The sequence below is a fragment of the Flavobacterium sp. genome (assembly GCF_027484705.1).
Lineage (GTDB): Bacteria > Bacteroidota > Bacteroidia > Flavobacteriales > Flavobacteriaceae > Flavobacterium.
The window spans coordinates 197,296-209,646 of record NZ_JAIXSL010000016.1 but is presented as its reverse complement, the minus strand read 5'-3'; the positions used below and the strand labels follow the sequence as shown (position 1 = coordinate 209,646).

The 12,351-nt window shown below is 39.4% G+C and carries 11 protein-coding genes; 2 read left to right on the top strand and 9 right to left on the bottom strand.

The window, feature by feature from the left end; genetic code table 11:
* Positions 1 to 169: 169 nt before the first annotated feature.
* Positions 170 to 1,801: a DUF4832 domain-containing protein gene (locus tag Q0058_RS09570; protein ID WP_298223293.1), complete on the bottom strand. Its 1,632-nt coding sequence runs from the start codon at positions 1,799 to 1,801 to the stop codon at positions 170 to 172.
* Between the two features lie 558 nt (positions 1,802 to 2,359).
* Between Q0058_RS09570 and Q0058_RS09565 the strand changes: the two genes are divergently transcribed.
* Both Q0058_RS09565 and Q0058_RS09560 read left to right on the top strand, forming a co-directional pair.
* The gene (locus Q0058_RS09565) at positions 2,360 to 4,270 is read left to right on the top strand and encodes a DUF294 nucleotidyltransferase-like domain-containing protein (protein ID WP_298223291.1); all 1,911 of its coding nucleotides are present in this window, start codon (positions 2,360 to 2,362) and stop codon (positions 4,268 to 4,270) included.
* A gap of 3 nt (positions 4,271 to 4,273) precedes the next feature.
* A complete protein-coding gene (locus tag Q0058_RS09560; protein WP_298223289.1) occupies positions 4,274 to 4,873 on the top strand; it encodes a 3'-5' exonuclease in 600 nt (199 codons plus the stop codon).
* Here Q0058_RS09560 and Q0058_RS09555 read toward each other — a convergent pair.
* The 8 genes from Q0058_RS09555 to acs form a co-directional block, all read right to left on the bottom strand.
* Positions 4,863 to 5,348, bottom strand: coding sequence for a 4'-phosphopantetheinyl transferase superfamily protein (locus tag Q0058_RS09555; RefSeq protein WP_298223287.1), 486 nt, complete (start codon positions 5,346 to 5,348; stop codon positions 4,863 to 4,865). The genes Q0058_RS09560 and Q0058_RS09555 overlap by 11 nt on opposite strands.
* Complete coding sequence (locus Q0058_RS09550; RefSeq protein WP_298223285.1) at positions 5,345 to 5,599, bottom strand: phosphopantetheine-binding protein; 255 nt, start codon at positions 5,597 to 5,599, stop codon at positions 5,345 to 5,347. The genes Q0058_RS09555 and Q0058_RS09550 overlap by 4 nt, the downstream gene beginning before the upstream one ends.
* 3 nt (positions 5,600 to 5,602) lie before the next feature.
* Positions 5,603 to 6,874: a beta-ketoacyl-[acyl-carrier-protein] synthase family protein gene (locus Q0058_RS09545; protein ID WP_298223283.1), complete on the bottom strand. Its 1,272-nt coding sequence runs from the start codon at positions 6,872 to 6,874 to the stop codon at positions 5,603 to 5,605.
* Position 6,875: 1 nt separating this feature from the next.
* On the bottom strand, positions 6,876 to 7,310 hold the full coding sequence (locus tag Q0058_RS09540; protein WP_298223281.1) for a 3-hydroxyacyl-ACP dehydratase FabZ family protein: 435 nt from the start codon (positions 7,308 to 7,310) through the stop codon (positions 6,876 to 6,878).
* Positions 7,311 to 7,369: 59 nt separating this feature from the next.
* Positions 7,370 to 8,422, bottom strand: coding sequence for a type III polyketide synthase (locus Q0058_RS09535; RefSeq protein ID WP_298223279.1), 1,053 nt, complete (start codon positions 8,420 to 8,422; stop codon positions 7,370 to 7,372).
* A complete protein-coding gene (locus tag Q0058_RS09530; RefSeq protein WP_298223277.1) occupies positions 8,419 to 9,132 on the bottom strand; it encodes a methyltransferase domain-containing protein in 714 nt (237 codons plus the stop codon). The genes Q0058_RS09535 and Q0058_RS09530 overlap by 4 nt, the downstream gene beginning before the upstream one ends.
* Positions 9,129 to 10,262, bottom strand: a complete 1,134-nt coding sequence (locus Q0058_RS09525; RefSeq protein WP_298223275.1) for an NAD(P)/FAD-dependent oxidoreductase — start codon at positions 10,260 to 10,262, stop codon at positions 9,129 to 9,131. The genes Q0058_RS09530 and Q0058_RS09525 overlap by 4 nt, the downstream gene beginning before the upstream one ends.
* A 113-nt stretch (positions 10,263 to 10,375) precedes the next feature.
* A complete protein-coding gene (gene acs, locus Q0058_RS09520) occupies positions 10,376 to 12,283 on the bottom strand; it encodes an acetate--CoA ligase (protein ID WP_298223273.1) in 1,908 nt (635 codons plus the stop codon).
* Between the last annotated feature and the right edge of the window lie 68 nt (positions 12,284 to 12,351).

Here is a 12,351-nt window from a genome sequence, read left to right as displayed (position 1 = left end):
CCCAATAAAAATGGATGTTGAATTTCAGCATCCATTTTTTATTTAGGAATTCAATCAAGATTGTTTATTTCAAGTGAAGGTGATAAACGAAAATTATCAAAGGTTTACTTAAAACAAAACGGGATATTGAAAATTCAATATCCCGTTTTTATATTAATACATGCTAAGATTAATGTCTCACAAGAAATTTACGGGTGTCTTTAACCGGACCTTTTGTGAAATCTACGAAATAAAGTCCGTCGCTTAAAGTGCTTGTGTTGAAAGAAACTTTATTAAATTCTTTTGAAACAGCAGCAACTTTAATCTTTTGCCCGATAGCATTATAAAGCGTAATTTGATAGTCGTCAATATTATCCAATTCGATATTCAATTCGTCATTGGCCGGAACAGGAAAAATGGACATATTTAATTTTGCATTTTCAACAGTAGCCAAAGCAGCTGTTGTTACATTGAGTGTATGGTTTAAACTGTTATATCCGGTGATGTTTTCCCATACACTTTCGTTGGCAAAACGAATGGCATAATCCGGTCTTCCTGCTAACGTTGGAGCGCTATCCGGTAAATGCAAATACATTTTATAATTTCCTGTTGTAAGGTTTGCCGGCAATGTGAGGTTCTCTGTAATCGTAATTTCATTAGGACCAAGCCATAATCTCGGATCAGTGCTCATCAGGATTGGATATACCTGATTGGTGGCGAGGTTTTTCAAAACGATATAGGCTTTTCTTTGATTAAAAGGAGCTGCAAAACCTTGATTTACAATTTTTAAAGTAACCAGTAATGTACTTCCCAAGGCTACCGAAGTTGGTAGAGTAGCGGTTTTCAATTCGAAGCGATAACCTAGTTTTTTTTGAATATCTACAAAGCAATTTTGGGTTTGGAAACCATTAATAACATCCGGATAGTAATCAAGATTCATATACGACCAGTGAAATTTATTCATTTCAAACAAGGCGGTCGTACAATCTGTTCTTGGCGCATTAATGTCGCAGGTTTCTCCACCCATAGGCAAATATTTGGTTTCCTGAGCCAAGTATGGATATTCAGTAGTGACATTGTCATAAGTACCATTATCATCTGTTGTCGCAAGAAAACAGTCATTATGATGACCAAGTCGTGCTAAATTAGACTGACTAAATGCTTGTGAACTTGTCAAGGCCGTAGTACCATATAAATCCTGTTTGAAGGCGGGTTTTCTGAGCTGAATGGTTCTGTTTGCTGGCAAAGCTGCCAAAAAAGCATTGACCACTTCTTTTCGGTTGTTAAGATTGGTTGCGGTCAAATTGGTTTGATTGTAACCCCATCCACCAAATTCCTCCTGATCCGTATAAAACCATTCTCCCCAGGTTCCGATAAAACCAGCTTGAGCCGCCGCAATAACATCAGCGTTGAGCGTGAAAAGAGGTTTTAGTTGTGAGATATGGCCTAATATAATGGCTTTGGAAGCATCTTTTGGAGAATCCCCAGTATTATTAGAATAGGTGAAACGAATGATACATTTTATTCCCGCATTTCTCATTTTGTCGAAATCACTTTGCATGTTTGACAGATATGCGGCTGAAATCGGACCGGTTTTAAAATCATCCAATTTGAAGTTTCTGTAAATCAACGTAATATTGTTATTAAGTCGATAATTGGTGAGCTCCGTCTGATTTAGTGTAGAACTTGTGGAAGTATGCTTGTAAAATCCTCTTTCCGGATTAGAGATTACAGCACTCGAAGCTGTATAACTAATGGTTGTCGTTTGGGCACTTGCATATACATAAAGAAGTAATCCCAATAATGTTATATATTTCTTCATAGTTTTGTAGGTTATGCTTTTTTTAATTTCTTTTGAGTTTTTAAAGATGTTTAGTTTTGGGTCTTGACACGAACATCGCAAATTTATATAGATAAACGACACAAAACACCGTTTAAAATGTTAAATTAAGTAATTTCATCGACGAAATGCATTAATAGGCTTTTTTTGTAAGAAAATTTAGTTTAAATTATATGTATTTGTACGATTAAGTGTATTTTTAGTAAAATAAACTTTTTAACAATCTGCATTTTAGATGTTTATAACTATAATAATTACGGCAATCTTAATCCTTATTTTGTTTTTAGATATTATATTTAGAACCATTTATCGATGGTGTTGAATGGTTTATTTTAATACAAACCCAATTATATTATTAGAACTATAATTTATATTATGTAAAATAGAAAATTCGCGAAGATTAAAATGAACGCATCATATTTCCTGAATTTATAATCGCAATAAAAGATTTAATTTTTACTGCAAACGTAACAGTCTGCAACAATACGTTTCTTATTTTTGCAATACTTTATAGACAGTTAAGCTTAAAACCATATTATTATGAATGTTATCGCAGAACGTATTGCCGAATTCCTTAAAGAATATCCGCCTTTCAACAATCTGTCGATTGATGAATTGAAAATTGTAGCCACAAGCATTCGCGTCATTAATCTGGAAAAACATAAAGTATTGTTCAAGATTGACGATCCGTTGCATGATAGCTTCTATATGGTAGCTTCCGGTGTCATAAACTTATCGGTCATTTCCGATGCCGAGGAAACTTTACTCAACAAATGTGTTGAAGGCGACGTTTTTGGTTTGCGACCATTTTTTGCCAAGAACAATTACATGATGACCGCCAAAGCCCGCGAAGAATGCGTAATCTATGCTATTCCGATCGCTACTTTTCGCCCATTTGTGGTCCAAAATCCGGAAGTTTTGAATTTCTTATTGGAAAGTTTTGCCAACAATTCAAACAATCCAAATGATCAGAATCGTGGGAAATTATTGTCAGATAATGTTGTTTACACAGGGCAACAATCTGAAATTCAGTATTTTCAATCCTTATCATATAATAAAACGCCGCTAAAAGCAGCTCCTGCAAGCCTTGTTAAAGATGTCGCTCAAATGATGACTGACAATCTTACCAATAGCGTCATCATTACTGAAAATAACTTTCCTATTGGTATTGTGACCGATACCGATATGCGCTCCAAAATCGCCACGGGCCGCTTCCCGCTTTCCTCGACAATAGATAAAATTATGGCCACGCCGGTCATTACAGTTCCAGAAAACGTTTCACTCGCCGAAGCGCAATTATTGATGCTCAAAGGAAACGTCAGCCATCTTTGTGTCACTCAGGATGGTTCTGAAAAATCGGATATTAAAGGCGTTATTGCAGAACACGACCTGATTGTAGCCCAAGCAAGTAATCCCGGCATTTTGATTAAGGAGATCAAACGTTCTCAGGATGCTAAGGATTTAAAGAAAGTCAGGACAAAGCTGGCTGATATGATTCAGACTTCGATGGCTAAAAATATCCCCTTGACGCATATCAACAATATCGCAGGGGAAATCAATCTCGCTATTATCAAACGTTCCGTGGAGTTATCGATACTCGAGTTGGGTTCGCCTCCTGCCCGCTTTGCCTGGTTATCCATAGGCAGTCAGGGAAGAAAAGAACAATTATTGCTCACGGATCAGGACAGCATATTGGTCTTTGAAGATGTCGCCACCGAAAAATACCGTGAAGTCAAAGATTATTTCCTGAAACTGGCTAAGAAAACCATCAATAATCTTGAAAAGGTAGGTTATTTGCCTTGTCCAAACGGGCACATCGCCAGTAACATGCTTTGGTGTAAATCACTGACCGACTGGACCAAACAATACGAAAACTGGATGAACACGCCAGGGGAAGTCAGCAACGAAATCAGCAGTATTTTCTTTGATTACGAAATTGCTTTTGGGGAATCTAAAATTGAGGAAGCCATTACCAATGTCATCTTCAAAAATGTCAAAAAGAACAATTTGTTTTTCGATTATTTAGGAAACGATGCTTTAAGAAAACCGCCGCCATTGAGTTTCTTTAAAAAATTCAACCTTGAGGAAGATGGGATTAACAAGGATAAATTCGATATCAAGACGCGTGCACTGATGCCCTTAATCGATGGCGCAAGATTATTCACGATGAGCAATAATATCAAAGGGATTAATAATACTTACCTACGCTTTAAGCAATTGGCGATGGTCGACCCCAAGCATTCGGAAGTGTTTTTGAATTGTGCCGAAGCCTTTCTCGTACTGAGTAAATTCCGCGTCATGGAAGGTTTGAAGAACGACAACTCCGGACAATACATTAACATTGAGGAATTATCTAAAGCCGACCGAGAAATCCTTAAAAATGCCTTGAATCCGTTCAGAGATCTTGAGGAACTCATCAAAGATACTTTTCAACTGACCCAATTTTCTTAGATTATGTTCGATTGGATTAAAAATATCAATAAGGAATATCCCGAATTTTGGAAAAATTATGTTTCAAAGTTCGAGAAAAGAACCTCGCGCTTTGTCGTCATCAGTACAGAAACTACGGGTTTAAACCCATCTAAAGACGTGATTTTGTCGATTGGTGCCCTGGCGGTCGAGAACAACAGCATCGTCGTTCAGGATTATTTTGAAGTCGTTTTATTGCAATACAAATACCTTCACGACAACGGATTATCCAACGAATTCATCATCGAAAGTAGCCTTCCGAAACTTGGCGAACCTGAAGCCATGCAAGCGTTCATAGATTTTATAGGCAATGCGATTTTGGTCGGTCACCGCATTCATTTTGATGTAGAGATGATCAATGAAGCGTTGTATAAAATGGGTTGCAGCCGGCTTAAAAATGAAGCGCTCGATATCGAAATTATGTACCGTAAACTCAACGATATCACCGACAAACAATTCTCTGTCGATGATTTGTGTAAAATATTCAAAGTCACCAAAAGCGACCGTCATGCCTCGTCTGAAGATGCGTACACAATTGCACTGCTATTCCTCAAATTGAAATCCAGACTCAACATCAACATTTAATCTGGATGTATTTTTCAAAACGTCCGTGATGGGTTTTTGAAACCGGATTATTATTCTGATGATGAAATGGAAATCCATTGATATCCTTTGCAACATCGATAGCATTTACAGTTTGAATGTGATTGAAATCCTCTGGATAAACTACAGCCGTACTATAAATATATTCCGAAGTAACCTCTGTTTTGGTGTAATATACATTTCCATAGACCGTCACTTTTCCATAACCATCGATAGTTGAGCAGCCTAAGCATTCGAGTTGTTTCGGAATAAATGCCCTGATCTTGGTCTGGCGGTTGTAAATTTTATAAGCGGCTTCTTTTCTGCTCCATAAATTCCAAATCATGATTTCAGCATCATCAGCTTGCCAAATGAATTTTTGCTCTAAAGGCGTAAAGAGTTTTTCCAGAAAACCTTTGCGTTTCCAGTTGCTTTCCTTTCTTGCCAAAGCCAAGTCGATGATGTCATTGCCTATCATTGCTGCTGCAGTTTGTCTTTGATGATGTTCAATGTAGCTTCTACAGTCAGCATTTTAGCCATTGATTCGTTGTCTATATCGATTTTAAATTCCTCTTCAACATCAAGCACAATATCCACAAGATTGGCCGAATTGATTTTGAGATCATTGATGAAATCCGTGTTTTCGTTTAGGTTTTCCATCGCATCGGCATCATTCACATAAGGTTTGATGATGCGTTTGAGCTTTTCAGTAATTTCAGTATTTTCCATATTTTACTTGTATTTTTTTAAAATGATGCAACCGTTGACATCGCCAAAACCAAAACTGGCTTTCGCTATAATGTTGAGTTCTTTTTCAATCAATTTTTGCGGAATTTTATGGATGTCAACCAACGAAGCGATCTCAGGATGAAGGTCTTCGCAATTGATGTTCGGGAATATAAATCCATGATGCAGCTGCAGTACTGACGCCACACTTTCAATACTTCCTGCTCCTGACAAACAATGCCCAACCATCGATTTCAGCGAATTGATATAAGGAAAGTCTTTCTCTTTTCTGCCCAAAGCCTTCGTCCAGTTTGAGATTTCCAATCCGTCTTTTGCCGTTGCTGTCAAATGCCCATTGATAACATCGATTTCCGAAGCCGATATTCCTGCATTTTTGAGCGCATCCTGAATACATTTCTGCACCGCAATGGAATTCGGAGCGGTCATCGTGCCCTCGCCTCTTTGCCCACCGGAATTGCAGTTTCCGCCCAAAACTTCCGCATAAATTGTAGCATTTCGACCTAAGGCTGTTTCCAAATCTTCTAGCAACAATGCTCCTGCCCCACTTCCGGGAACGAATCCAGAAGCACTTGCACTCATGGGTCTCGAGCCTTTTTCGGGTTGCTCGTTATGTCTGAACGTACAGACTTTCATCGCGTCGAATCCGCCCCAGATGTAAGGTCCGGAATCGCTTGTACTTCCGGCCAATATTCGTTTGGCTTGGCCTGAAACAATACGGTCATAAGCCATAAGAATGCTCTCTGCTCCTGTAGTGCAGGCTGATGAATTGGTTGTGACCTGATTGCCCAGTCCGAGTTTGCCGCCCAAATAAGCGCTCACGCCACTGTTCATGGTCTGTGCCACAGCGGTACTGCCAAGTTTCCTAGTCTGAAAATCGTCAATCTTATAAATGCTTTCGCGGAATTTTTCGATGCCCGAAGTGCCGGTTCCGAATATGGTTCCTGAATCCCAATCGGGTTCGTTATTGTTTTCTATTGATAATCCTGCGTCTTTCCAGGCTTCCATTCCGGCCATGACGCCGTATAAAATTCCTGTCGAATTGAAATTTCGCAATTCCAGAGGTGTAAAATACTCTTCCTTCATCAACTCGGAAATCTCAGGCGTTCCGGATATCTGACACGAAAATTGCAATCGTTCGAGTTCCGGATTGAATTTGATTCCCGAAATCCCGTTTCGTATCGCATTCAAAAAAGCGGCAACTCCTACTCCATTCGGAGCAACAACGCCTAATCCGGTAATGACGACTCTTTTTTTCATGCTACTTATTCAAAATCATTCCTGCTATTGTGCCGCTGCAAACTATTTCATTGCACTGGTTTTTCATCATCACTTTACATTTTAATTTACCAAATCTGAAGTAGATTTTCTCTGAAATTACGGTTACTTTTTCGTTAGGAAAAACAGGTTTTGTAAATTCTATATCCGTTGACGTTAAGCTAATTAAACTATTTGAAGTCAATGTATCATTCATTAAATAAACACCCAAACAAACCAAACCAATCTGCGCCATAACTTCCGTCAAAATTACTCCGGGCGTCATTGGATTGTCTTTGAAATGGCCTTGATAAAAATCTAAATTCTCATCAAAGGTAAAGTGGCCTTCCACCCCATCTTCATCGATATAAATGAGTTCATCGACAAACAGAAACGGTTTGGAATAAGGCAATTTTGCTAAAATGTCATTCTTATCCATAAAAAAACAAACCTTAATTTATATAATTTATCCGCGAAATCTGTCAAATCCGCGTGCCATTAAAATTCCAACAATATCCGCTGCGCTGAAAATCCCGGCCCGAAACTCAGCATCAATCCTTTTTCTCCGGGTTTCGGCTTGTTATCCATAATGGCTTCAAGTACGTATAACACCGTCGCGCTCGACATATTGCCGTAAGATCGCAAAACCTCTTTGGTCGCATCAATGTTTTTGCCCAATCCTGAAAAAAGTGCTTCCACGGTTTGTATGATTTTTTTTCCACCGGGATGAAAAATCAGATGGTCAATCGCTTCGATATTCAAATTATTCTTCGCCAAAAAAGGATGGATGATATCGGGAAAATGCGCCGCAATCGTATTAGGAACTTCAATGTCAAGAATCATTTGCAATCCCGAATTGGTCAGTTTGAAACCCATCATATGCTCGTTGTCATAAAAGTGATACATTTCATCATCAATGATTTTTGGTCCATGATCCACATCGACTGATGAAACCAAAATACATGCGGCACCATCGCCAAAAATAGCGGCACTCACGATATTCGCCATTGAGAAATCGTCAAGCTGAAACGTAGCTGTTGGTGCTTCTACGGCAATCACGGCGGCGCGTTTTCCGGGATTCGCTTTTAGAAAATTTCTGGCGTAAATAATTCCTGAAATTCCCGCGGCACAACCCATTTCAGTGACTGGCAACCTCACGATATCTTGTCTAAGTTTCAATTTATTAATCAGATAAGCATCAAGCGACGGAATCATAATACCTGTGCAGCTTACCGTAATAATATAATCCAGATTTTCAGGTTTCCAATGGGCTTTATCAAGTGCTTTTTGCAACACTTTTTCACCCAAATCTATGACTTCACGAACATAAATATCATTCTTATCCTGAAACGAAGTCGCGGTAAAAACTTCAATAGGATCCATAATCGAGTAACGTTTATCAACCGCCGCACCTTCGAAAATTTTTTTCACTTTTCGGATGAAACGCTCGTCCTGCCCGAGGAGCCATTGGTCTAAAAACGGAATGATCTCAGCGGTTTCCCTCGAATATTTCGGCAATTGCTTAGCAACAGTAATAATTTTTACGCTCATGGTTTGTAAATGATCCATTGGTAGCGGAAGGCCCATTTCCAATCGATGGTATAGTGGGTTAGATTTAATTGTTTTGAAAACGCGACCAATTCTTCTTTTTTGAAACCTCTTAAAATGGAAGTCAATCCGTCTTCTTTGGACATCGGATTGAGTCGGAATAAAAAGCAAATCAGTTGAAACAGCCGGTAAGCTATTTTGCTGCGATGCAAATCATTGACAACAATTCCGATTTTCGCATTTTGATTCAGGGTTTGCATCAGTTGCAGGATTTCTTGGTCTTTAAAATGATGCAAAGTCAACGTACACAAAACAATATCAATCGGATCCTTTTTATAATCAAAGCTAAAAATATCTTCGGTAAGATACTCGATATCGGGATCGTTTTTCGAAGATTCTTTTGCATAATTCACGGTAAACGGATTGGCGTCAATACCTATTAATCGAAAGTTTCTTTGGTTTTTCTTGGCATAATCTGCAAGACTTCTGAGCATATCGCCATTCCCGCAGCCCAAATCGACAATACAAATTTGCGTTTCTTTTGGAATATGCCGAATCAATGTTTCGACGCCTTTTAAAGTCAACGCATTGCCGCCAAGCCATTGGTTGATTTTGGCAATTTTATCCAAAGCGTCCGATAACTGCTGACCTTCCAAAGAAAAATCATCCATAATTTCGGGCGCGTCTGTTCTTTGCTTTGTGTTTAGACTCATGTTGTTACTACTATATTTTTTCCATGCGTTCGGCGGATAATTCCTGAAAACAACGAAGGAAACATCATCAAGATACGGATTAAATACTCTGAAAGGTTTTGCCGCTGTAAAATGGCACCTAAAATTCTTCCGGTACGCAATCGGTTTTTAAAATTCCGGTTCCAATGGTTGGTGTATGCTATTTCAAGTTCTTTTCTGGTTTTGATCATGCCTTTCGAATAATCGTCGACCAATTCCGAAACGATTTTAGCACTTCGGATGGCCATAGCCATGCCATTGCCGCATAACGGATGGATGAGTCCTGCGCTGTCGCCAATCATCAGGACGTGGTTGTCAACAGGTTTCTTTTCATCGAAACTGATCTGGCTGATGGTCAATGGCTTTTCAAAAACGGGTGTCACATTCTTGAAGATAGATTGCAAGAATGGGTTTTGACAGACGACCTTGGTTTGGTATTCCTCAATATTTTTGTATTGCTTGAAAGTTTCATAATCCGCCAAATAACAGATGTTGATGGTATTGTTTTCCACTTTTGAAACGCCACAATAGCCGCCTTTAAAATTGTACAATCCCACCAAATTATTGGGATAATCGCCTTTGTAATGCGCTTTTACGGCAAGCCAAGGCGATTTTTTTTGCATGAAACTTCTTTCCAATTGCTGATCGAGATTAGAACGTTTGCCAAAGGCGCCGATGACAATATCAGCCGTAATGGTTTCATTATTGGTCAGGTTGATGGTGAAAGCATCATTTTCATAATGAAGATAAGAAACCGTTTCATGAATGACTTTGCATTGTTGGTCCATCGCTTTTTGATATAAGTAGAAATCAAGTGCATAGCGGCTGACACCAAATCCGCCCATAGGCAATGGAGCGCTTATGGTTTTTCCTTTTGCTGTCGAAAAAACTACCGAATCAATAGAAGTCGACTTCAATAAACTGGGATTAATGTCAAGCCAATCAAGATAAGGCAACACTTCATTCGAAATATATTCGCCGCAAACTTTATGTTTTGGAAAACTGTTTTTCTCGATGATGATGATCGAATAACCCAATTTCGACAAGTGAATAGCTGCTGTTAAGCCAGCCAAGCCAGCACCAACAATAACTATTTTTGTGTTTGTTTTCATAGAGAAGTAAATCTATACAATTTACGTTCAGTGAAAGACTAATCAACCGTTAAAAATTTATATAATTCACAGGTTAAAAAAAAAGCCGCTTCAAATTGAAACGGCTTCTGGGTTTATAATTTCCCTTCTTTAATTTCCTCGACAATTTCAGGATTTAGCAGTGTGGTAATGTCGCCAAAATTCGAGAAGTCACCTTCAGCGATTTTCCTTAAAATACGCCGCATGATTTTACCCGAACGTGTTTTGGGCAAGCCCGATACGAATTGGATTTTATCGAGTTTGGCAATCGGGCCGATCTGGTCAGAAATCAATTGGTTGATCTCGACCGAAAGGTTGTTTCTGTCACGGCCTTCTCCACTTTCTTTCAAAATGATATAGCCGTAAAGCGCATTGCCTTTAATGTCGTGAGGGAAACCAACAATCGCACTTTCCGCCACAGCCGGATGTTCGTTAATGGCATCTTCAATCGGAGCGGTTCCTAAGTTATGTCCTGAAACAATGACAACATCATCAACGCGGCCTGTAATTCTATAGTACCCGACTTCATCGCGTAAAGCACCGTCGCCAGTGAAATACTTGCCCGGAAAAGTAGAAAAATAAGTATCCTTATATCGTTGGTGATCACCCCAAATCGTTCTCGCAATGGACGGCCAAGGAAATTTGATGCACAAACTTCCGGTAACCTGATTCCCTTCAATTTCGTTGCGTTTTTCATCCATCAAAACGGGCTGAATTCCCGGTAATGGCAATGAAGCATAGGTTGGTTTTGTAGGTGTAACAAAGGCTATCGGCGAAATCAAAATGCCTCCGGTTTCGGTTTGCCACCAAGTATCTACGAGCGGGCAGCGTTTCCCTCCTACGTGGTCATTATACCAGTGCCAGGCTTCCTCATTAATCGGTTCACCCACAGATCCAATGACTTTCAAAGAACTCAAAGGAAAGCGTTGCACATAATCTAAACTTTCTTTGGCTAAGGCACGAATGGCAGTTGGTGCAGTATAAAATTGGGTAACGTTATGTTTCTCGATGACTTCCCAAAAACGGCTGAAATCAGGATATGAAGGAACACCTTCGAAAATGACTGTGGTTGCGCCATTCAATAACGGGCCATAAAGAATGTAAGAATGTCCGGTAATCCAACCGATATCGGCCGTACACCAGAAAATATCGTTCTCTTCATAATTGAACACGTTTTTGAAAGTATACGCCGTGTAAACCATATAACCTGCTGTTGTATGCACCATACCTTTTGGTTTTCCGGTCGAACCTGAAGTGTAAAGGATGAATAACGGATCTTCAGCATCCATGATTTCCGCGATGTTGTTGTCTGAAGCTTCGTCAACAAGCGGTTGCAGCCATTGGTCGCGTCCGGTTTTCATATTGACGTTGGTGTTGGTTCTTTTGACGACAAGAACATTCTCGACAGAAGGGCATTTCTCTAAAGCTTCATCAACAATTCCTTTTAAGTCGATGGATTTGTTGCCGCGATAACCGCCGTCGGAAGTAATGACCATTTTACATTCGCTGTCATTGATTCTAGAAGCGACTGCTGAAGCTGAAAACCCCGCAAAAATTACGGAATGAATCGCTCCTATTCTTGCGCAGGCCAAAACAGAAACCGCCAATTCGGGAATCATTGGTAAATAAATACAGACGCGATCGCCTTTTTTGATGCCTTGCTCACGTAAAACATTCGCGAGTTTGGAAACGCGTTGGTGCAAATCATTGTAAGTGATGTGTTGTGCTTCCTCTTTCGGATCATTCGGTTCGAAAATAATCGCAGTTTTATTGCCACGGCGCGCTAAATGACGGTCGATGCAGTTCTTGACGATGTTGACTTTAGCTTCGGTAAACCATTTGATTTCGGCTTCGGCCATGTTGAAATCCATGACTTTGTCCCAATGTTGGTACCAGGTGAAGTTTTCCTCAGCGATTTTCCCCCAGAATTTTCTAGGCTCGCGAATCGATTTGTTATAGTGTTTGAAGTATTGCTCCAAATTGTCAATTTTATAGTAACTCATAATCGGTATTTAAATGTTTTGTAATGTAAATATAAACAACATACATAAACGATTTCATGTATATATGC